The sequence below is a fragment of the Mycobacterium toneyamaense genome, from assembly GCF_055384815.1.
This window is the reverse complement of record NZ_AP040333.1, coordinates 3,940,093-3,959,470: the sequence shown is the minus strand read 5'-3', so window position 1 is coordinate 3,959,470 and position 19,378 is coordinate 3,940,093. Positions and strand designations below refer to the sequence as shown.

At 68.6% G+C, this 19,378-nt stretch carries 18 protein-coding genes; 9 read left to right on the top strand and 9 right to left on the bottom strand.

The annotated features are described in order from the left end of the window. The first annotated feature begins 42 nt into the window (after nucleotides 1-42). From fabG to ACZ5IQ_RS18985, 5 genes are all read left to right on the top strand, one after another. The gene (gene fabG / locus ACZ5IQ_RS19005; RefSeq protein ID WP_135357352.1) at nucleotides 43-780 is read left to right on the top strand and encodes a 3-oxoacyl-ACP reductase FabG; all 738 of its coding nucleotides are present in this window, start codon (nucleotides 43-45) and stop codon (nucleotides 778-780) included. Further along, nucleotides 781-2,001: an acetyl-CoA C-acetyltransferase gene (locus ACZ5IQ_RS19000; protein WP_406802605.1), complete on the top strand. Its 1,221-nt coding sequence runs from the start codon at nucleotides 781-783 to the stop codon at nucleotides 1,999-2,001. It begins immediately after the preceding gene. Further along, a complete protein-coding gene (locus ACZ5IQ_RS18995) occupies nucleotides 1,998-3,191 on the top strand; it encodes an acyl-CoA dehydrogenase family protein (protein WP_061005218.1) in 1,194 nt (397 codons plus the stop codon). Before ACZ5IQ_RS19000 ends, ACZ5IQ_RS18995 begins: the two co-directional genes overlap by 4 nt. Then, complete coding sequence (locus ACZ5IQ_RS18990; protein WP_061005220.1) at nucleotides 3,175-3,858, top strand: GntR family transcriptional regulator; 684 nt, start codon at nucleotides 3,175-3,177, stop codon at nucleotides 3,856-3,858. The genes ACZ5IQ_RS18995 and ACZ5IQ_RS18990 overlap by 17 nt, the downstream gene beginning before the upstream one ends. A gap of 153 nt (nucleotides 3,859-4,011) precedes the next feature. Next, on the top strand, nucleotides 4,012-5,355 hold the full coding sequence (locus ACZ5IQ_RS18985) for an MFS transporter (protein WP_064860725.1): 1,344 nt from the start codon (nucleotides 4,012-4,014) through the stop codon (nucleotides 5,353-5,355). A 28-nt stretch (nucleotides 5,356-5,383) separates the two neighbouring features. Here ACZ5IQ_RS18985 and ACZ5IQ_RS18980 read toward each other — a convergent pair whose 3' ends face one another. Continuing rightward, nucleotides 5,384-5,842: a nitroreductase/quinone reductase family protein gene (locus tag ACZ5IQ_RS18980; protein ID WP_064860724.1), complete on the bottom strand. Its 459-nt coding sequence runs from the start codon at nucleotides 5,840-5,842 to the stop codon at nucleotides 5,384-5,386. Beyond that, a complete protein-coding gene (locus ACZ5IQ_RS18975) occupies nucleotides 5,835-6,686 on the bottom strand; it encodes an NmrA family NAD(P)-binding protein (RefSeq protein ID WP_464480104.1) in 852 nt (283 codons plus the stop codon). The genes ACZ5IQ_RS18980 and ACZ5IQ_RS18975 overlap by 8 nt, the downstream gene beginning before the upstream one ends. A 91-nt stretch (nucleotides 6,687-6,777) precedes the next feature. On the opposite strand from ACZ5IQ_RS18975, the gene sigI reads away from it, so the two are divergent. Beyond that, a complete protein-coding gene (gene sigI / locus ACZ5IQ_RS18970) occupies nucleotides 6,778-7,635 on the top strand; it encodes an RNA polymerase sigma factor SigI (protein WP_464480103.1) in 858 nt (285 codons plus the stop codon). Nucleotides 7,636-7,747: 112 nt separating this feature from the next. Here the strand turns inward: sigI and ACZ5IQ_RS18965 are convergent, their stop codons facing one another. The 6 genes from ACZ5IQ_RS18965 to ACZ5IQ_RS18940 form a co-directional block, all read right to left on the bottom strand. After that, a complete protein-coding gene (locus tag ACZ5IQ_RS18965; RefSeq protein ID WP_407665069.1) occupies nucleotides 7,748-9,430 on the bottom strand; it encodes an acyl-CoA synthetase in 1,683 nt (560 codons plus the stop codon). Nucleotides 9,431-9,587: 157 nt separating this feature from the next. Next, nucleotides 9,588-9,725, bottom strand: coding sequence for a YbdD/YjiX family protein (locus ACZ5IQ_RS18960; protein WP_322790394.1), 138 nt, complete (start codon nucleotides 9,723-9,725; stop codon nucleotides 9,588-9,590). Beyond that, nucleotides 9,725-12,007 carry a carbon starvation CstA family protein gene (locus tag ACZ5IQ_RS18955; protein WP_174814005.1) on the bottom strand — a complete coding sequence of 761 codons (2,283 nt, stop codon included), beginning with the start codon at nucleotides 12,005-12,007 and terminating at the stop codon, nucleotides 9,725-9,727. The genes ACZ5IQ_RS18960 and ACZ5IQ_RS18955 overlap by 1 nt, the downstream gene beginning before the upstream one ends. A 44-nt stretch (nucleotides 12,008-12,051) precedes the next feature. Then, the gene (locus tag ACZ5IQ_RS18950; RefSeq protein WP_464480102.1) at nucleotides 12,052-13,578 is read right to left on the bottom strand and encodes an ATP-dependent DNA ligase; all 1,527 of its coding nucleotides are present in this window, start codon (nucleotides 13,576-13,578) and stop codon (nucleotides 12,052-12,054) included. 31 nt (nucleotides 13,579-13,609) lie between these two features. Next, nucleotides 13,610-13,972: a GatB/YqeY domain-containing protein gene (locus ACZ5IQ_RS18945; RefSeq protein WP_061005231.1), complete on the bottom strand. Its 363-nt coding sequence runs from the start codon at nucleotides 13,970-13,972 to the stop codon at nucleotides 13,610-13,612. Between the two features lie 55 nt (nucleotides 13,973-14,027). Next, entirely contained in the window at nucleotides 14,028-15,554 is a 1,527-nt protein-coding gene (locus ACZ5IQ_RS18940) for a molybdopterin-dependent oxidoreductase (protein ID WP_135357339.1), read from the bottom strand. A gap of 102 nt (nucleotides 15,555-15,656) precedes the next feature. Here ACZ5IQ_RS18940 and ACZ5IQ_RS18935 point away from each other — a divergent pair, with 102 nt between their 5' ends. After that, nucleotides 15,657-16,727, top strand: coding sequence for a phosphotransferase family protein (locus tag ACZ5IQ_RS18935; RefSeq protein WP_064860716.1), 1,071 nt, complete (start codon nucleotides 15,657-15,659; stop codon nucleotides 16,725-16,727). On the opposite strand, the gene ACZ5IQ_RS18930 is transcribed toward ACZ5IQ_RS18935, so the two are convergent. Continuing rightward, nucleotides 16,699-17,448, bottom strand: a complete 750-nt coding sequence (locus ACZ5IQ_RS18930) for a sulfite exporter TauE/SafE family protein (RefSeq protein WP_133427124.1) — start codon at nucleotides 17,446-17,448, stop codon at nucleotides 16,699-16,701. The two genes, ACZ5IQ_RS18935 and ACZ5IQ_RS18930, sit on opposite strands and share 29 nt — an antisense overlap. Nucleotides 17,449-17,554: 106 nt before the next feature. On the opposite strand from ACZ5IQ_RS18930, the gene ACZ5IQ_RS18925 reads away from it, so the two are divergent. Then, entirely contained in the window at nucleotides 17,555-18,559 is a 1,005-nt protein-coding gene (locus ACZ5IQ_RS18925) for a putative nucleotidyltransferase substrate binding domain-containing protein (RefSeq protein ID WP_135357341.1), read from the top strand. 17 nt (nucleotides 18,560-18,576) lie between these two features. Further along, entirely contained in the window at nucleotides 18,577-19,362 is a 786-nt protein-coding gene (locus tag ACZ5IQ_RS18920; RefSeq protein WP_464480101.1) for a Fic family protein, read from the top strand. The last annotated feature ends 16 nt before the right edge of the window (nucleotides 19,363-19,378 follow it).

Sequence of the window (19,378 nt, the reverse complement as noted above, 5' to 3'; positions counted from 1 at the left end):
GCTGCGATGACCGGTTCAGTCGATCAGGAGGAGTGCACGACCATGCCGCTGCTGGACGGACGTATCGCGGTGATCACCGGCGGAGCCCAGGGGATCGGATACGCGATCGCGGAACGCTTCATCGCCGAGGGCGCCCGCGTCGTGATCGGCGACCTGAATCTCGAGGCGACCGAGGCGGCTGTCGCCAAGCTCGGTGGCGCCGAGGTGGCCAAGGCCGTCCGGTGCGACGTGACGTCCGCCGCCGACGTCCAGGCGCTGATCGACGCCGCCGTCGCATGGGGTGGCCTCGACATCATGGTCAACAACGCCGGCATCACCCGCGACGCCACGATGCGCAAGATGACCGAGGAGCAGTTCGATCAGGTCATCGATGTGCACCTGAAAGGCTGCTGGAACGGCACCCGGCTCGCGGCCAATGTGATGCGGGAGGCGAAAAGCGGTGCCATAATCAACATTTCGTCGATCTCGGGCAAGGTCGGCCTCATCGGCCAGACCAACTACTCAGCCGCGAAGGCGGGCATCGTCGGTCTGACCAAGGCAGCGGCCAAGGAGGTCGCCCACCTCGGCGTGCGGGTCAACGCCGTGCAGCCGGGCCTGATCCGGTCCGCGATGACCGAGGCCATGCCGCAACGTATCTGGGACCAGAAACTGGCGGAGATCCCGATGGGACGGGCCGCCGAGCCCAGCGAAGTGGCGTCGGTGGTCACGTTCCTGGCGTCGGACATGTCGTCGTACATGACCGGCTGCGTCCTGGAAATCACCGGGGGACGGCACATCTAGATGACCGCGACCAGTCCCGTCATCTGCGCACCGGTACGTACCCCGATCGGCCGCTACGGCGGCATGTTCAAGTCACTGACCGCGGTCGAGCTGGGCGTTGCGGCGCTGCGGGGACTGTTGCAGCGCACCGGGATTCCGGCCGAGGCGGTGCAGGACGTCATTCTCGGGCACTGTTACTCGTCGAGTGAGGCGCCGGCCATCGGCCGCGTGGTGGCGCTCGACGCCGGGTTGCCGGTCACGGTTCCCGGCATGCAGGTCGACCGGCGCTGCGGGTCGGGACTGCAGGCCGTCATCCAGGCGTGCATGCAGGTCGCCAGTGGCGCAAACGATCTCGTGATCGCCGGTGGTGCCGAGTCGATGAGCAACGTCGCATTCCACTCCACCGACATGCGCTGGGGTGGCGCGCGGGGTGGCATCACCGTGCACGACGGGCTGGCGCGAGGCCGGACGACCGCCGGTGGCAAGAACTATCCCGTGCCCGGTGGCATGCTCGAGACCGCCGAGAACCTGCGCCGGCAGTACGCGATATCCCGCGTGGAGCAGGACGCCCTGGCGGTGCGGTCGCACCAGAAAGCCGTTGCGGCGCAACGCAGTGGCGTCCTGGCCGACGAGATCGTGCCCGTCATGGTGAGCTCCCGCACCGGCGACCAGGTGATCGACACCGACGAACATCCGCGCGCCGACACCACCGTCGAAGCGCTGGGCAAGCTCAAACCTGTACTGGGCAAGAACGATCCGGATGCCACCGTGACGGCCGGAAACTCCAGTGGGCAGAACGACGCGGCGTCGATGTGCATCGTGACCACCCCCGAGCGCGCGGCCGAACTGGGGCTGGCGCCGCTGGTGCGGCTGGTGTCGTGGGGTGTGGCCGGGGTGCCGCCGAACGTCATGGGCATCGGACCGGTGCCGGCCACCGAGGTCGCACTGGCCAAAGCCGGCCTGGCTCTTGCCGATATCGATCTGATCGAACTCAACGAGGCCTTCGCCGCGCAGGCGCTGGCGTGCACCCGGGAATGGAAGTTCACCGACGGGGACTGGGAACGCACGAACGTGCGCGGCTCGGGTATCTCGCTCGGCCATCCCGTCGGCGCGACGGGCGGCCGGATGCTCGCGACCCTGGCCCGCGAACTGCACCTGCGGGATGCCCGCTACGGCCTGGAAACCATGTGCATCGGAGGCGGCCAGGGGCTGGCCGCTGTCTTCGAAAGGGTGGCATCGTGACTCGTCTCGCCCAGACCGCCGGCCTCACCGAGGTGCAGCGCGAAATCGTCGCCACCGTGCGGCAATTCGTCGACCGGGAGATCATTCCCGCGGCCCAGGAGCTCGAGCACTCGGACTCCTACCCGCAGGCCATCGTCGATCAGATGAAAGACATGGGCCTGTTCGGCCTGATGATCCCGCAGGAGTACGGCGGGCTCGGTGAGTCGCTGCTGACGTACGCGCTGTGCGTCGAGGAACTGGCCCGCGGCTGGATGAGCATCTCGGGCGTCATCAACACCCACTTCATCGTCGCGTACATGATCCGCCAGCACGGCACCGACGAGCAGAAGCAGCGTTACCTGCCCCGCATGGCGACCGGCGAGGTGCGCGGCGCCTTCTCGATGTCCGAGCCGGAGCTGGGTTCCGATGTCGCGGCGATCCGCACCAGGGGTGTCCGGGATGCCGACGGTGGCTACACCATCACCGGGCAGAAGATGTGGCTGACCAACGGTGGCAGCTCGACTCTGGTTGCGGCGCTGGTGAAAACCGATGAGGGCGCGGACAAGCCGCACCGCAACCTGACCGCGTTCCTGGTCGAGAAGCCGACCGGCTTCGGCGAGGTCAAACCCGGCCTGACCATCCCGGGCAAGATCGACAAGCTGGGCTACAAGGGCATCGACACCACCGAGCTCATCTTCGACGGCTACCGCGCCGGCGCGGACGACGTACTCGGCGGCAAGCCGGGTGCGGGCTTCTTCCAGATGATGGACGGTATCGAGGTCGGCCGGGTCAACGTGTCGGCGCGGGCCTGTGGTGTCGGTATCCGCGCCTTCGAATTGGCGGTGCGGTACGCCCAGCAGCGGGAGACGTTCGGCAAGCCGATCGCCGACCACCAGGCCATCGCCTTCCAGCTCGCCGAGATGGCCACGAAAGTCGAGGCGGCGCATCTGATGATGGTCAATGCGGCGCGGCTCAAAGACTCGGGGGAGCGCAACGACGTCGCGGCAGGCATGGCGAAATACCTTGCCAGCGAGTTCTGTTCGGAGGTCACCCAGCAGAGCTTCCGGATCCATGGTGGCTACGGCTACTCGAAGGAGTACGAGATCGAACGGCTGATGCGGGACGCGCCGTTCCTGCTGATCGGCGAGGGCACCAGCGAAATCCAGAAGACCATCATCAGCAAGAGCCTGCTCAATGAATACCGCATCTGAACCCGAATTCGCCGCGCCCGCACAGCTTTCGCACGACGTGGCGCGTTACGTCCGCCGCCGGATCTTCAACGGCACCTTCCCGGCGGGGGAGTATCTGCGGCTCGACCAGCTGGCCACCGAGCTGGGTGTCAGCGTCACCCCGGTCCGGGAGGCGCTGCTGAACCTGCGGGCCGAGGGGCTGTTGGTGCAGCACCCGCGACGCGGCTTCATGGTCCTGGAGGTCACCGCCCGCGATGTCTCCGATGTGGCCATGGTGCAGGCGTTCGTCGGCGGGGAACTCGCGGCCCGCGCCGCCGAGAACATCACCGCGGCCCAGGTTTCGGAACTCACCCGGATTCAAGACGCGCTTGAGCAGGCCTACCAGCACACCGATGTCGACCGCATGGTGCAGCTCAACCACGAGTTCCATCGGCTGATCAACGTCGTCGCCGACTCACCCAAGCTGACCCAATTCATGTCCGGCATAACCCGTTACGCGCCTGAAGCCGTGTTCCCGACACTGGAGGGCTGGCCGGATCTGTCGATCCGGGACCACCGCCGGGTGATCGCCGCACTGCAGGCCGGCGACGGTGAAGCGGCCCGAACGGCGATGGCCGAACACTTCGAGGTCGGGGTGGCCCCGCTGACCGAGCACCTCTGCGCACGCGGGGTCATCCGCGAGGGCTGAAGTCCGGTGAGCCGGTGTCGCCCGGGGGTACGGTCTGTGTGAATCTGTGAATCGTGCAAGGAAAACGGCGCTGTGGCCAGATCCCGTTCCTTGGCGTCGGTTCGCCGCAATGATGTGCCCACACCCGTTCGTTGCCGACCGTTGGAGAGCAGCATGACCGCACTGACCGAGGACACGCCGACGCCGTCGGGCCGCGCCGCGACCCGGCGCGCCATCTGGAACACCATCCGGGGATCGTCGGGCAACCTCGTCGAGTGGTACGACGTCTACGTCTACACCGTCTTCGCCACGTACTTCGAAAACCAGTTCTTCGACAAGGCCGACCAGAATTCGACGATCTACGTGTACGCGATCTTCGCGGTCACGTTCGTCACCCGGCCCATCGGATCGTGGTTCTTCGGCCGCTTCGCCGACCGCCGGGGCCGCCGCGCCGCACTGATGGTCAGCGTTTCGCTGATGGCCGCCTGCTCGATGGTGATCGCCCTGGTTCCCTCGCGGGCGAGCATCGGCGTCGCCGCACCGATCATCCTGATCATCTGCCGGCTGGTGCAGGGGTTCGCCACCGGCGGCGAGTACGGCACGTCGGCGACCTACATGTCGGAGGCGGCGACCAGGGAACGCCGTGGGTTCTTCTCCTCGTTCCAGTACGTCACCCTGGTCGGTGGGCACGTGCTGGCCCAATTCACCTTGCTCATCATCCTCACGGCGCTGAGCACCGCGCAGGTGAGCGAATTCGGTTGGCGCATAGGCTTTGCGGTCGGCGGTGTCGCGGCGGTGGTGGTGTTCTGGCTGCGCCGCAGCATGGACGAGTCGCTGTCCAAGGAGACCCTCGAGGCGATTCAGGAGGGCAAGGAGCCCCATGCCGGTTCGATATGGGTGCTGTTCTCGCGCTATTGGAAGCCGTTGCTGCTGTGCTTCCTGATCACGCTCGGTGGCACCGTCGCGTTCTACACGTACAGTGTCAACGCGCCGGCGATGGTCAAGGCGACCTACAAGAACCAACCCATGACCGCGACCTGGATCAACCTGCTCGGACTGATCTTCCTGATGCTGATCCAGCCGATCGGCGGAATGATCAGCGACCGGATAGGCCGCAAGCCCCTACTGCTGTGGTTCGGCTTCGGCGGGCTGGTCTACACGTACGTCCTCATCACCTATCTGCCGCAGACGCACTCGCCGATCATGTCGTTCCTGCTGGTTGCCGTCGCATACGTCATCCTCACGGGATACACCTCGATCAATGCGCTGGTGAAGTCCGAACTGTTCCCGGCCCACGTGCGGGCCCTCGGCGTCGGCGTCGGCTACGCGCTGGCCAATTCGATCTTCGGCGGTACCGCACCGCTGATCTACCAGGCCCTCAAGGCCCGGGGCGACGTGCCGCTGTTCATCGCCTACGTCACCGTCTGTATCGCGGCGTCGCTGCTGGTGTACCTGTTCTTCTTGAAGAACAAGTCCGACACCTACCTCGACCGCGAGCAGGGCAGCGCCTACCGCTGAGAGTTCGACGGCTTGCGTGATCTCCGGATCAGCCCAGCGGATCGAACCGGAAGACCGCGAGTCTGCCTGCCAGCGACTCGAATTCATCGGGCGTGCCCTCGGTGACCATGCCCGAACTCTTGGCGAATTTCACGCCGACGGGTACCTGGACGGGGAACTCGCGCAGCACCGGGCGAGCCTCGTCGACCGTCAACTCGGTGATCCGCACGGGCCGCGACTTGCGGCCCCGCGTCAAGGTGCCGGTGCCGGCGGCGCGGGCGTTGAGGGCCCAGTGCGCACCCGGATAGCCGGCGACGGCGTACATCTCGCCGTGCACGACGAACGGCGTCATCGGGGTGCTCCGCGGCGTGCCGGTCTTGCGGCCGGGCACGGTGAGCACCATGGCCGGACCGACCGGGATGCCGAGTTTCCCTACGGCGACAACAACTTTGTTCATCTGCTTGAGGTAGCGGGGCGGCCGGGGATTCGATGTGCGCGGCTCAGACATGGCTGGTCTCCAATCGCGGGGTGAAGGCGCCGCGGTGCTGACCCACCCATTCGGTGAACGTCGTGGCGGGGCGGCCGAGGATGCGCTCGACCTCGTCGGTCACCGGTGCCGGGCGGCCGACCGTTTCGGCCAGCAGCGCGGTGTAGGCGGTGCCGAATTCGGCGGGGAAGCCGATGGCGACGAAGCGTTCGCGGACCTGTGCGACCGGGATTTCCCGGTAGTGCAGAGCGCGCCCCAGCACGTCGCCGACGATGGCGAGCAACTCGGCGTTGGTGAGCGACTGCGGCCCCGTCAGCGAAATCCTGCGACCGTCGAGGTCATCGGTGAGCAGCGCGTGCGCGGCAACGGCCGCGATGTCGGCCTCGACGATCGGCGCGCTGGATGCGGACGCGTAGGGTCCGGCGACGACGTCGCCGGCCTGCAGCTGCCCCGCCCACATACCGATGAAGTTGGTGGCGAACAACGCCGGCCGCAGGCTCACCCACGGCAGTCCCGAGTCGACGGCCAGTTGTTCGACCTCCTTGTTGCGGTCGCCGCGCAGGCGCGAGGGCTGCCGCGTGAAGTCTTCGTCGACGTTCATCGCGGACAGCGCGACCAGCTTGGCGCCGGAGTCTTTCGCGGCCTCGACGGTCCACGCCAGGTCCGGTCCGAGGGCGCGGGAGTTGAGGAACACCGCCGCGGCTCCGGCGAGGCCGTCGCGGACGGACGCGACGGTCTCGACCCCGGCCGGGAAATGCGGCGACGGATTACGGGTGACGGCACGGACCTTCATGCCTGCGGCGTGCAACTGTTCGACGAGTGGGCGACCGACGTTGCCGGTGGCCCCGGTGATGAGAATGGTCATGCATCAAGGACGGAGCACCCCTCGGGAAAGTTACGGCCCGAAGGATGAGGCGGTGGGGTAACTTTTCAGCACCCTGAATCGTCTTCAACTGATGACAGAAACCACCGAATTCACCGCGGCCTGGCGCCACCACCATCCGTATCTGGTCAACCTCGCGTACCAGATGCTCGGTGACGTCGGCGACGCCGAAGATGTTGCGCAGGAAGCGTTTCTGCGACTGTCCCGCACGCTTCCCGGTGAGATCGAGGACGTCCGCGCGTGGCTGACGACCGTCGCCGGGCGGCTGTGCCTGGACCTGGTGCGGTCGGCGCGGGCGCGGCGGGAACAACCGACCGAGCAGGACGCGATGCCGCCACTGGCATCGAGTGAGCCAGACCCGGCGGACCGCGTCGCCCTGGACGACGAGGTGTCGAGCGCCCTGCTGCGGGTGCTACGGCAGTTGAGTCCCGGTGAGCGCGTGGCTTTCATCCTGCACGACGTGTTCGGCGTCCCGTTCGAGTCGATCGCGGAGACCGTCGGCCGTCCGGTCGGCACGTGCCGGCAGCTGGCCCGTCGGGCCCGCGCGAAGGTGGCGGGTACCGACGTGCGCGCCGACGACATCGAGGCGCCCGACCATCAACTGGTCACCGAGAAGTTCATCACCGCCTGCGCCGGCGGCGACGTGCAGGCACTGGCCGCCGTACTGGATCCGACGGTCTGGGGCGTCGGCACGGTGCTCACCGATCCGCCGATCCCGCCCATCGTCAACCACGGCCCGCAGCGCGTCGCCGAGAACCTCATGCTCTACCTCGGGCCGGGCACCACCGTCGTCGCCGGTCCGCTCGGTCAACCCGTCCTGTTGGCGTTCGCGCACCGGCAGCTCTTCGCGGTGGTGGTGCTGACGATCCGCGACGGACTCGTCGCCAAGATCGAGGCGACCGCCGATCCATTGGCACGGTTCGGGGCGTGAATTCTCCCCGCGAGCAGACGTAAAACTGTCGTTTTCGTTGCGAAATCGACAGTTTTGCGTTCCCCCGCAAGCGGGCGGTGCCCCCAGCCCGCGAGGGGAGGTGGGCTGCGGGCTAGTCCTGGAGCGCCTGCTCCTTGGCCCAGCGGTAGTCGGCCTTGCCCGCGGGGCTGCGGACGATGGTCGGCCGGAAGACGACCGCCTTGGGCAGCTTGTAGCGGGCGATGGACTCCGAGGCGTGCTTGATGAGTTCGGCGGCGTCGGCCTCGGCGCCGTCGGCCAGCGCCACGACGGCGACGACCTCGTTGCCCCAGCGCTCGCTCGGGCGTCCGGCGACGACGACGTCGACCACGGAAGGGTGCGAGGCGATGGCGGATTCGACCTCTTCGGCGAAGATCTTCTCGCCGCCGGAGTTGATGGTCACCGAGTCGCGGCCGAGCAGCTCGACGGTGCCACCCTCCAGCAGCCGGGCCCGGTCGCCCGGCACCGCGTAGCGGATGCCGTCGATCACCGGGAACGTCTTGGCCGTCTTGGCCGCGTCGCCCTTGTATCCGAGCGGCACGTAACCCTCCTGGGCCAGCCAGCCGTTGCCCTCGTGGCCCGGAGCCAGCAGCGCGGAGAAGTCCTCCGAGACGATCCGGGTGGCCGGGCCGGCGGTGAAGGTGCCGCTGGACACGTTGGCCTTGGTCGACACGTGCGACATCTGCGCGCCGGTCTCCGACGAACCCACGCCGTCGATCACCATCGCGTTGGGCAGAGCGGCGACGAGCCGGCCCTTCACGGCCGGGGTGAACAGCGCGCCACCGTTGGCGACGATGACCAGCGAGGTCGGGTCGTGGCTGCCGTCGGCGATCGCCTCTTCGATCGCGGTGACCAGCGGCCGGGCCATGGCGTCACCGACGACCGTCGCGATGGCGATCTTCTCGCGCGCGATGGTCTCGACGATCTCCTTGGCGTTGAAGCCCTCGACATCCTTGGCGAACACGATGGTCTGGCCGTTGTTGATGCCGGTCATCACGCCCCACTGCGCGGCGCCGTGCATCAGCGGCGGCAGGATCATCATCCGCATCTCGCCGGCGGCCGAGGCCCGGTCGACGATCTCCTGGGCCGACTGCGCCGGCTCGCCCGTCATCGCGTTGCGGCCGCCGAACGAGGCCATGAAGATGTCGTGCTGGCGCCACAGCACGCCCTTGGGCATACCGGTGGTGCCCCCGGTGTACAGCACGTAGAGGTCGTCGGGCGACGGCGTCACCGGCGGCGGCGGGACATCGGTGGTCACGATGGTCTCGTAGTCGACGGCACCCGGCAGCAGCTCGTTGCCCGAGCTGTCGGCGATCTGGATCAGTACCTTGAGGTTCGGCAGCTCTGGCAGCACCTCGGCCAGCGTCGGAGCGAACGCGGCGTGGTAGATCAGGGCGGAGGCACCCGCGTCGTTCAGCAGGTACTGCAGCTCGGCCTTGACGTAGCGGTAGTTGACGTTGAACGGTGCCACCCGGGCCCGGAAGGCGCCGAGCAGCGATTCGACGAACTCGGGGCCGTTGTAGGCGTAGATGCCGACCAGGTCCTGCCCGACTTCGTGGCCGGCCAGCTGATCGCGCTCGGTGTGCACGCCCAGGCCCTGTGCGTGCAGGTAGGCGGCGAGCCGGTTGGCGCGGGTGACGACCTCGGCGTAGGTGAAGCGGCGATCGCCCTGAATGATCAGGGTCCGGTCCGGGATGGCTGCAGCGACGGCGTCGGTGACGTCGGAAACCGTGAACAGCACGTTTCTCCTAAAGCTGGTCGGGCAACAACTGGACATCTGTCCATACAGGAATTTAGTACCACGGAGTGAGGGGCGTCTCTTTTGGTACCACCCTGTGCGGTGCCGACAGCGGTGTGCGTCCACTGTGCGGACGGTTGTGTAGACGGTCGTTGCCCGCCGGCCCGACGGTCAGCTGTTCACCTGGCGTGCCCGCTCAGCAGCAGCGGCCCTGCGGGTTGCGATCCGCGGCGCGGTGCCGCGCCTTCCAGTACTCGCGCTCGGTCAGCGCCGGCTCGCCGGTGTGGCTGCGACGGTGGTGGTCCAGATACCGGGCGTAGTGGTTGTCGCCCATCAGTGATGACCAGTACCAACTGATCTGGCGTGCGAGTCGGGCAGCGCGTCCCATTGCTTCTGCACCTCCTTCTCGATGTCGGTGGCGAAGAGGCCGCGCGGGGCGAACCGCCGCGACGGCACCGCCTCGTCGTCGGTGAGGGGCCGGCCGCCGCCGCGGATGGCCTGGATGGCGACGACGATGCCGACGACCACGACGATCACCACCAGCAGCGCGAACACGATGGACAGCGTGCCCTGAATGAAGGTGTTCCGGATGACGGCGTCGATCTGGTCGGGGTTCTTCGCGGAGCCGAAGCTCGTCTTGCCGGCCGCCTCGGCCGCCACATACTGCGAATGCTGTTGCCAGTAACCGATTTTGGGGTCGTGGGAGAAGATCTTCTGCCACGACGCGGTGAGGGTGACCAGGGCGTCCCAGAACAGTGGCAGCCCGGGAATCCAGGCCCATTTCAGCAGGCCCTTCTTGATCACCACGACGGTGACGACCGTCAGTGCGATGGCGGCGAGCAGCTGGTTGGCGATACCGAACAACGGGAACAGCGTGTTGATGCCGCCGAGGGGATCGGTGACGCCCATCAGCAGGATGCTGCCCCAGCCCGCGACGACCAGGAGGCTGCAGCTCCACGCGCCGATCCGCCAGCTGGGATCGCGCAGCTTCCGCAGGGGCCCCCCGAGATTGCCCAGGGCATCGGACAGCATGAAGCGTGCGACGCGGGTGCCGGCATCGACGGTGGTCAGGATGAACAGGGCCTCGAACATGATCGCGAAGTGGTACCAGAAGGCCTTCATGCTCGACCCGCCGAACACCTGGTGCAGTACTTCCGACATGCCCAGCGCCAGCGTCGGTGCGCCGCCGGTACGCGAAACCACCGAGTGCTCACCGACATCGGTGGCGGCAGTGGTGATCTCTTGTGCGGTGATCGGGGCTCCCGAGAGGCCCAACCCGTTGGCGTAGGTCGCGGCGGTTGCCGCGGTGGGGCCGGTCGCCGCCCCGGGGGAGTTGATGACGAAGTACAGGTGCTGGTTGATGATCGCCGCGGTGATCAGCGCCATGATCGCGACGAACGACTCGGTCAGCATGCCGCCGTAGCCGATGAGCCGCGTCTGCCCTTCCTTCTCCAGCAGCTTCGGCGTCGTGCCCGAGGAGATCAGGGAGTGGAAGCCGGACAGCGCGCCGCACGCGATGGTGATGAACAGGAACGGGAACAGCGCGCCGGCGAACACCGGACCGTCGGCCCGGGTGGCGAACTGCGACACGGCGGGAGCCGACATGACCGGGTGGGCGATCAGGATGCCGACCGCCAGCAGCGAGATGGTGCCGACCTTCATGAACGTCGACAGGTAGTCGCGTGGCGCGAGCAGCAGCCACACCGGCAGCACCGACGCGGCCAGGCCGTAGACGATGATGCACCACGACAACGTCACCTTGGACAGCGTGAACCAGTCTGCACCCCAGGAGGTTTCGGCGACCCAACCGCCCGAGACCACCGCGAGCAGCAGCAGCGCGACGCCGATGAGTGTCACCTCGGACACCCGGCCGGGCCGCAGGTACCGCAGGTACAGCCCCATGAAGATCGCGATCGGAATGGTCATCGCGATGGAGAACACGCCCCACGGGCTTTCCGCGAGCGCGTTGACCACGACGAGAGCCAGCACAGCCAGCAGGATCACCATGATCACCAGCACCGCGACGATCGCGGCGATACCGCCGATGGGCCCGAGCTCGTCGCGCGCCATCTGGCCGAGCGAGCGGCCGCGCCGCCGCGTCGAGATGACCAGCACCAGGTAGTCCTGCACGCAACCGGCGACGACCGCGCCGATGATGATCCAGATGGTGCCCGGCAGGTAGCCCATCTGCATGGCCAGCACAGGGCCGACCAGGGGGCCGGCGCCGGCGATGGCCGCGAAATGGTGACCGAACAGCACCCGGCGGTCGGTCGGCATGTAGTCGGTGTCGTTCTCGAGGAGCTCGGCCGGGGTCGCGTGATCGTCGCGGGGTTTGACGATCTTCATCTCGATCAGCCGCGCGTAGAACCGGTATCCGATGACATACGTACAGATCGCGGCGATGACGAACCACACCGCGTTGACCGTCTCGCCACGCGCGAGGGCGATTACGGCCCACGCCACGGCGGCGACCACGGCGATGACGCCGAAGATCACCCGATGTCGGGTGGTGATGGGCGAGCGGTCGATGATCGCGACCGGTGGCAGGTCCGGGTCGGTACGCACATAGGTGACGTCCCCGACGGATTCGCCGGGGTGCGCGGTGGCTTGCGACATGCCCCACATCCTGTCATCGGTGGCCCCGAATCGCGGGGTAACACTCAGCGTTCGTACAGCGACCGGACGGTGTCGATGGTGTCGGCTTCTTCCGGCCGCTTGTCGTCGCGGTAGCGCAGCACCCGGGCGAACCGCAGCGCCATCTTGCCGGGGTAGCGGCTCGACCCCTGCACTCCGTCGAACGCGATCTCCACGACCTGCTCCGGGCGCAGCCGCACGACGTAGCCGTCCATCGGGCCGTCGGCCAGTTCGGTGAACCGGGCGGTCTGCCAGTCGAGCATCGCGTCGGTCATCCCCTTGAAGGTCTTGCCCAGCATGACGTAGCCACCGGTGACCGGATCCCGCGCTCCCAGATGGATGTTCGACAGCTTGCCCGTGCGCCGTCCGGATCCCCACTCGACCGCGAGCACCACCAGATCGAGCGTGTGCACCGGCTTGACCTTCAGCCACCCGGCGCCACGCCGGCCCGCCTCGTAGGGCGACTCCGGGTGTTTGGCCATCACGCCTTCGTGGCCCGCGGCCAGCGTGTCGTCGAGGAACTGCTGGGCGACAACCGAATCGGAGGTGACGCAGCGCCCGACCCGCAGCGGTTCGGGAACGACGTCGTCGAGCGCCTGGCGGCGGTGTTCGGCCGGCTGGTCCAGCAGATCGGTGCCGTCGCGGTGCAGGATGTCGAAGAAGTACACCGAAAGGGGTTGCGCCCCATCATCGGCGCGTTTGCCGATGCGGGAGGACGTGACCTGGAACCGGTGCGGGCGGCCGTCGGGACGCATGGCCAGGGCCTCGGCATCGGCGATCAGGTCCGTCACGGGCAGCGCCAGCACCGCGCGCACCACGTCCGGCAACCGGGCGGTGATGTCGTCGAGGCTGCGGGTGTAGACCGACACGTCGGTGCCCGACCGATGTATCTGCAGCCGGACGCCGGCGAGCTTCGTCTCGAATATCGCCGTGCCACCGAGCTTTTCGAGGGCATCGCCGACATCGGTGGCAGTCTGGGCCAGCATCGGGCTCACCGGGCGGCCCACGGTGAGGGTGAAGCGCCGCAGGCCCGCGACGCCGTCGGACATCACGGCGGCAGCGACCGTGGCCAGGTCGCCGCCGAGCATCGCGGCACGGCGCACGTCGGCGGCGGCGATGCCGGCGGCCTTCGCGACCGCGTCGGCCATCACGCCTGCCAGCGCGCCCTGGCGCAGCCCGCCGCTGAGCAGCCCACGCAGAAAGGTCTGCTCGACCTCGGTGGCCGCCCCGAACAAACCGTGGAGCAGCGCGGAGCGCGCGGCCCCCGAACCCTTGCCGGCCACCGCCTTGATGGCCGTCAGCGCGGCGTCGACCTCGATGACCGTCAGCGTCGGGTCGCCGGCGGCCGGCGGCGGCAGCGCGCGCAGCGCCGCCCACCCGACCCCGATCTGCCGCTGCGGCAGCTCACCGGACAGCCAGTGCACGACGACGGCGACGGTCGCCGGATCATCGGCCGCACTCCCGAGGAGAGCCGCGATGCGCGCGATCTTCGCGGACCGGGCAGACACCGCACCGACTTCGGCCGAGGCCGTGGCGACGTCGGAGAGCAGCATGACCCCAGCTTGGCATGGGGCACCGACATGTTCAGGCGCTGTCGAGCAGCGCACGCAGTACGGCGGCCTCCGCCTCGACCTGCGCGGCGCGGTCCCCGTGGCCGGCCGCCCGTAGTTGTCCGGCCGCGGCCCGACGCTCGTCTGCCTCGGTGCCGATCAGTTCCTGGATCTCGTCGTCGGTGAGATGTCGGCGGGCGACCTCGGCGGCGCCGAGACCGTGGGCGCTGTCGGCGATGGCGCCGGCCCGCGGCAGCGGCACGTCCGGGGTCTCGGCGTTGTCGATGGCGCTGAGTGCGCTGCGGAGCGCCGCGACCGCAACGTTGTCCTTGGCCTTGCGTGCCGCGATGAGCCGGGACCGGAGGCCGGCGCGCCACTGCTGGGCGGGTTCGGTCATCCGGCCACCGTAGTGAAGCGGATCCGGCTCGCCAACCGAATATTTCGGGCGCCGGTCAGGCGACGGTGAACGACACCGAATGCCAGCCCGTCGCGCCATCGGGAACGACGTCGGCGACCTCCGAGGTCTGCAGCGCGCCGGTGCCATCGGTGGCGCGGACGGTGATGGTGTGCCGCCCGGGCTGGTCTGCCTGCCAGGTGTAACTCCAGAGCCGCCAGGTGTCGTTCGAGTACGCGGCGCCCAGCGTCGCCGGTCGCCATGGGCCGTCGTCGATCCGGACCTCCACCGCGCGGACCCCGCGGTTCTGCGCCCACGCGACGCCGCCGAACGTCGCCGTACCCATCGGCACGCCGGACCCGGCGCGGGGTACGTCGATGCGCGACTCGGTCTTGATGGGCCCGTGCGCGGACCAGCCCAACTTCGTCCAATAGGCCTCGGCCCGATCGAATCTGGTGAGTTCGAGGTCGACGAGCCACTTGGTCGCGGAGACGTAGCCGTACAGACCCGGGACCACCAGCCGCGCCGGGTAGCCGTGTTCGGTCGGCAGCGGTTCGCCGTTCATGGCGACGGCGAGCAACGCGTCGCGGTTGTCGGTCAGTGCCTCGACGGGAGTGCCCGCGGTGAACCCGTCGATGGACTTGGACAGCACCATGTCGGCGTCGGAATGGACGCCGGCCCGCGCCAGCAGGTCGCGCACCCGGTAGCCCGTCCACGTGGCGTTCGATATCAGGTTGCCGCCCACCGGATTCGACACGCAGGTGAGCGTGACGACCTTGTCGATGGCCTCGAACTGGGCCAGCTCATCGAAACGAAAGGTGACTTCGCGATCGACCATCCCGTGGATCCGCAGCCGCCAGTCCTGGCGCTGCACCTGCGGGACGGACAGCGCGGTGTCGATGCGGTAGAAGTCGGCCGTCGGAGTGATGAACGGCGCCAGGTCCACGTCGGCGGGCTGCACCTCGGGCGGAATCGGCGGGCCGGGGACCTTGGGCGCCGGCGGGGTGTAGGCGTTGCGGTCACCCGCGGCCGACGACGCGGCGCGGCCCAGCACCGTCCCGATGACGCCGGCGAGGGTGCCGGCGGCGAGGAAACCCAGCGCCGCCAGCGATCGACGCCGGCCGGGATCGGTATCTGCTCCCGGTTCCGGCGCCGGGGGCCTGACGCGATCGGCGACCAGCAGCCGCAGGACCGCGATGCCCGCCGCAGCGCCCACGAGCGACGGGATGACGTCGACCGGGCGGGCGCCGGTGCGCGACAGCACCGCGGCGCCGCCCAGCACCCCGGCCAGCCCCAAGGCGATACTGCCGAGCTTCCGGTCCTCGAATTGTGCTGTCACCATGGCGATCACCGCAATGACCACGAGCACCGCCACGGTCAGGAACAGCTTGTCGTTGGTGCCGAAGGTCTGGATCGCCCACTCCTTGACCGGCCCGGGCGTCAGGTCGATGACGACCGATCCGACCGCGGTGCGGGAATCGGCGTGTGGCCCAAGCGGAATCGCCAGCAGCGCCGCCACCCCGAGCGCAACGGCTGCGGCTGCGAGGCCGGCCAGCGAGCGGTGCGGATCCAGTCGATGTGCCACACCGTCACAGTACGGCGCGCCCCGGTGGCGAGCCCCGAATGAAAACGGATCGTAAGAATTGGCTGCCCGTCCGGGTGATGCCGGGCCAGAATCACTTACATCATGCAGCCGACTCTGACCGACCGTGACCGAGAGATCGTCCAGAACTGGATTCGCGCCGAGGGGTTGGGTGAGCACGTCACCGCCGTCGAGCCACTGACCGGAGGCACCCAGAACATCGTGGTGCGGTTGCACATCGACGGCCGCCCGGTGGTGTTGCGCCGCCCGCCCCTGCATCCCCGCCCGACCAGTGACAAGACCATGCTGCGCGAGATCGCGGTACTGCGGACCCTGGCCGGTACCTCGGTGCCGCATCCCGCCTTCATCGCCGGCTGCGAGGACCCGGCGGTGCTCGGCGTCGTCTTCTATCTGATGGCCGAGGTCGACGGCTTCAACCCCGGCGAGGAACTCTCGCCGGCATACGCCGCCGACGCCGGGCTACGGCATGACGTCGGGCTGTCCTATGCGTCGAGCCTGGCGCAGCTGGGCAACGTCACCTGGGAAGGCAGCCCGCTGGCTGCCATCCGGAAGCCGGGATCCTTTGTGGCACGCCAGGTTCCGCAGTTCGTCGGGCTGCTTCAGAGTTACCGGCACGAGCACTACGATCCCGAATCGCTCGACGGTGTCGCGCAGCTGGCGACCTGGCTGACCGACAACCGGCCACCCGATGGCGAGCCCGGCATCATGCACGGCGACTGTCACCTCAACAACGTCATGCTGCGCCACGACCGGCCGGAGCTGGCGGCGTTCGTCGACTGGGAGATGTGCACCATCGGCGACCCGCTGCTGGATCTGGGCTGGATGCTGGTGTGCTGGCCGACCGCGCCCAACGCGATCGTCGTCGGTGCCGCGCTGGCGGAGGCCGGTGGCCTGGCCGGCCGGGACGAACTGCTGGACGCCTACCTCGCCGCGGGCGGCCGCCGCACCGAACACCTCGACTGGTACATCGCGATGGCCTGCTTCAAGCTGGGCATCGTGATCGAGGGCACCTGGTCACGGTTCCTGGCGGGCCTGGCCGACCGTGAGGCGGGGGAGAAGCTGCACGCCTCGGCCACCGAGCTGATCCACCTGGGTGTGCGGGTGGCCAAGGGCGACAACCCGTTCCCTACCGGTAGGCGTCGTAGCCCAGCTTGACTGCCAGCGCCAGGCCGGCGACCGCGATGGCCAGTCGCAGTGGTGTCGCGGGAGCGTGGCGGACCACGATCGGGCCGAGCCGGGCACCGATCAGACAACCCAGGCCGAGTGGCCAGACGGCAATCCAGTGCACCGGCGCCAGTGCGATGAAGCCGATGGCGGCAACAAAATTGGCGGCGCCGAGCACGACGTTCTTGGCGGCGTTGGCATGCGCGAGCGATTCACTACCGCCGTGCAGGAACAGCGCCAGCAGCATCACGCCCGCCGCGGCGCCGAAATATCCTCCGTACAAACAGATTGCGAAGATCGCGACGGAGATCAGCACCGAACGCCAGCGGCCGGGCTCGTCGTCCGCGCCGCGTCGCTGCGGTATCGCGATGGTGAGGCTCGACAGCGCCAGCAGGATCGGCACCACCTGCTCGAAACCTTCTGCGGGCAGCGACAGCAGCAGTGCGGCGCCGGCCGCGCCGCCGAGGACGGCCATCGGCATGACCCGCCGCAGCCATTGGCCCATGCCCTCGAGTTCGGGGAGCGAACCCCACACCGATCCGATGGTGTTGAACGTCAGCGCGACGGTGTTGGTCACGTTGGCCGCCACCGGTGGCAGCCCCGCCATCAGCAGGGCCGGGTACGTCGCGACGGAGGTCAGTCCGGCGATACTCCCGGTCAGGCCGCCCGCGACACCGGCGGCGAGCAGAAGTAACGCGTGCTGCCAGCTCATCGCGGCAAACCCTACAACCTCGCGATTTGTGCACGAAAATCCGCGCTGACCGCGGAAAACCGTGCACGAAACGCGGAGGTAACTGTCGTCCGATAGAAACATCTGCATGTCCTCCGCTGATCTCGGTGTCGACGCCGCCCTCGCCGCGATCCGAGCGGCGGACGGCGAGGGCGCGCTGCGGTCGGGAATCGAGCAGGCCCTGCAGGCGGTGCGGGCGGCGGCGCGGGCGTCGGCCCCCGCCGGTGAGGTCGCGGCGGCGTGGTCGCAGGCGCTCCGCTCCGGTGTCGCCGCGGCCGTACGGCTGACGCCGGGCCCGTCCTGGTCGTGGTTCGTGTCCGGCAGCGTCGCGCGGGGCGAGGCGGTGGCGGGGTCCGACGTCGAGACCCTGGTCGTGCTGGCGGACGATGCCGCGCGCGACGAAGCGCTGGCGGCGGCAGCGCAGGTGCATGGCGTCCTGGAACGGTGTGGTGTGCGGGCGGACGCCAACGGGGTGCTGGCCAGTCGGCCGCGATTCTGCCGCTCGGCGAGCGCATGGTCCGACGGCATCGCGCACTGGACGTCCGATCCGCGCGTGGACCGCGGCGTCGTGATGACCGGTGTGCTGGCCGATTCCCGAGCCGTCCACCTGGCCGACGACGAGGTGGCCGAGGACCTCCTACGGGCGCAGGTGGTGCGTGCGGCTGTCGCCAGCTACCCGGCGCGTCAGTACCTGCTGCAGGACGCCACCACGTTGCGTGCGACGTTTCCCTCCCGGCTGCGCATGCTGGCCAACCAGTCCGACGCCGTCGACCTCAAACCGGCGGCGATCGATCCGCTGGTGAAGATCGCCCGCTGGGCGGGGGTGTCGGCGGGTGCCACGGCGCTATCGACGCCGAGTCGGCTCGACGCCGCCGGTGCGGCGAAGGTGCTTGACGCCGATGATGTTTCGACGTTACGGGACTGTTTTGCCGCCTTGGTGAAATTCCGGTGGACGTCGCGCGCGGCCGGCGATCAAGTGGTGCTGTCGGAACTGCCGCCACAGGAGCGGGCCATGCTGCGCAGTGTGGCCCGCGAGGTGGCCGGCGTCAGCCGCAAGTTGGCCTATCTCGCGTCGACGTCGGCGTTCCGCTGATGCCAACAGAGCCCACCGTGACCGCTCGCGCGGCACAGCATGCGGTGCACCAGACCCTGGCCGCGCAGCGCATCGAAGGTTGGGAGCCGCAGCCCGCCCACATCGTCGAGCTGGGTGCACTGGCCTCCGGCGCACTGGATTTCGGCGACTACCTCGCACGGTGCCGTGCGCAGTATCCACCGGCGCCGGTGCGGCGCCGGTTGCTGCGGCGCCGGGCGCCGTACCTGATTCCGGGAACATCGGTGCTGCGCAACAACTTCGGTATCCAGCACGGGCCGGACCTGGCAGCAGTGGAATTTCAGGTGACGGCGGGGCGAATGGTGCTGTGGCACTGTCGGCAAGCTGCGACGGAGGCCGAGATCGACATCCGCACCCTGCACCGGGAGCTGTTCGGTGACGTCTACGAGTGGGCGGGGGAGTTGCGTACCGTCGACATCCGCCGCGGTGACTCGGCGTTCACCTGGCAGGTCGACGTCGCCGCCGGGCTGGCGGAAATCCAGCTCGCCGCAACGGCATTGGTGGAAGTCGGGGCTGAGCTCGACAACCCGCGGCTGGCCTGGGAACTGGCCCGCCTGTACGCCCGCTACAACCAGATTCACCCGTTCCGTGAAGGCAACGGACGCACCGGGATGCTGCTGCTGCACGCGCTCGCGGGCCGGTGCGGGCGGCAACTCGACTTCACCGGCGTCAGCCGGGCCGCCTGGTATTCCGCGTCGCGAGACAGCATGCCGCTGCACCGGGACGGGCGCCTCAGCCACCGGCCGTTCCTGTGGCTGCTCAATCCGGCGGTGAAATCGCCTTGACCCGGGGCACGGTCGC

Excerpts from the sequence above, each read along its gene's own strand:
- ACZ5IQ_RS18930 (WP_133427124.1), bottom strand. The coding sequence starts at position 17,448 with ATGAGCTGGCAGCACGCGTTACTTCTGCTCGCCGCCGGTGTCGCGGGC.
- ACZ5IQ_RS18925 (WP_135357341.1), top strand. The coding sequence starts at position 17,555 with ATGTCCTCCGCTGATCTCGGTGTCGACGCCGCCCTCGCCGCGATCCGA.
- ACZ5IQ_RS18945 (WP_061005231.1), bottom strand. The coding sequence starts at position 13,972 with ATGACCGAACCCGCCCAGCAGTGGCGCGCCGGCCTCCGGTCCCGGCTC.
- fabG (WP_135357352.1), top strand. The coding sequence starts at position 43 with ATGCCGCTGCTGGACGGACGTATCGCGGTGATCACCGGCGGAGCCCAG.
- ACZ5IQ_RS18950 (WP_464480102.1), bottom strand. The coding sequence starts at position 13,578 with ATGCTGCTCTCCGACGTCGCCACGGCCTCGGCCGAAGTCGGTGCGGTG.
- ACZ5IQ_RS18985 (WP_064860725.1), top strand. The coding sequence starts at position 4,012 with ATGACCGCACTGACCGAGGACACGCCGACGCCGTCGGGCCGCGCCGCG.
- ACZ5IQ_RS18955 (WP_174814005.1), bottom strand. The coding sequence starts at position 12,007 with ATGTCGCAAGCCACCGCGCACCCCGGCGAATCCGTCGGGGACGTCACC.
- ACZ5IQ_RS18935 (WP_064860716.1), top strand. The coding sequence starts at position 15,657 with ATGCAGCCGACTCTGACCGACCGTGACCGAGAGATCGTCCAGAACTGG.
- ACZ5IQ_RS19000 (WP_406802605.1), top strand. The coding sequence starts at position 781 with ATGACCGCGACCAGTCCCGTCATCTGCGCACCGGTACGTACCCCGATC.
- ACZ5IQ_RS18990 (WP_061005220.1), top strand. The coding sequence starts at position 3,175 with ATGAATACCGCATCTGAACCCGAATTCGCCGCGCCCGCACAGCTTTCG.
- ACZ5IQ_RS18975 (WP_464480104.1), bottom strand. The coding sequence starts at position 6,686 with ATGACCATTCTCATCACCGGGGCCACCGGCAACGTCGGTCGCCCACTC.
- sigI (WP_464480103.1), top strand. The coding sequence starts at position 6,778 with ATGACAGAAACCACCGAATTCACCGCGGCCTGGCGCCACCACCATCCG.
- ACZ5IQ_RS18960 (WP_322790394.1), bottom strand. The coding sequence starts at position 9,725 with ATGGGCGACAACCACTACGCCCGGTATCTGGACCACCACCGTCGCAGC.
- ACZ5IQ_RS18965 (WP_407665069.1), bottom strand. The coding sequence starts at position 9,430 with ATGTCCAGTTGTTGCCCGACCAGCTTTAGGAGAAACGTGCTGTTCACG.
- ACZ5IQ_RS18980 (WP_064860724.1), bottom strand. The coding sequence starts at position 5,842 with ATGTCTGAGCCGCGCACATCGAATCCCCGGCCGCCCCGCTACCTCAAG.